This is a genomic window from Shewanella sp. Iso12 (genome assembly GCF_012030025.1).
Taxonomy (GTDB): Bacteria; Pseudomonadota; Gammaproteobacteria; order Enterobacterales; family Shewanellaceae; genus Shewanella; species Shewanella algae.
The window spans coordinates 1-850 of record NZ_JAAUHW010000036.1 but is presented as its reverse complement, the minus strand read 5'-3'; the positions used below and the strand labels follow the sequence as shown (position 1 = coordinate 850).

Here is an 850-nt window from a genome sequence, read left to right as displayed (position 1 = left end):
CGTAGCCACTACAACTCAGCAGCCAGCTGCTACCGTAGCCACTACAACTCAGCAGCAAGCCGTTGCGACAACTACACAACAACTTGGTTCTCAGCCAACGCAAGCGCAGATCAATGCTGCCGCCGCCGAGCTGAACCGCACCCGGGTTGATGGGCTGAATACCTTGTTTGCCAGTTGGCCTCAGTTTGCCGAGCTGAAAAACGAGTGTATTGCTGATGTGGAAATGACTGCTGAAAAAGCCAAGGACAAGATCCTGGCTAAACTCGGTGAGAACACTACCCCTGCAGCAGCCCAGCCACGCAGTGTGATCATTCATGCCGGCAACGGCAATATTGTGGGTGATTCTATTCGCGCTCACCTTATGGCTCGTGCTGGCCACGGCGAACATGAAAAGGATAACGGCTATTCAAGCTATAACCTGCGTGAACTGGCCAGGGCATCATTGGTTGATCGCGGCATTGGTGTGGCCAGTATGAACGTGATGCAGATGGTTGGTCTGGCATTCACCCACTCAAGCTCCGACTTTGGCAATATCCTGTTGGATGTGTCCAATAAGTCTGTGCTCAAGGGCTGGGAAGCACAGCCAGAGTCCTTCGAGCGCTTCTGTAAGAAAGGCCAACTGAGCGACTTCAAGATTGCCAACCGTGTAGGCCTGGATGGATTCAAGGCGCTGGATAAGGTTGAAGAGGGGGCCGAGTACAAATACGCCACTCTGTCTGACCGCGGCGAAAAAATTATGCTGGCTACCTATGGCAAAATTTTCTCTATCACCCGTCAGGCCATCATCAACGATGACATGAACATGTTGATGTCGGTACCAGAAAAAATGGGGCGTGCTGCCAAGCGCACT

Annotated in this window: 1 pseudogene; it reads left to right on the top strand. The window is 52.5% G+C overall.

What is annotated here, in order from left to right:
• Positions 1–850 (top strand): annotated as a pseudogene (locus HCX89_RS22615) (Clp protease ClpP); the annotation flags it as partial.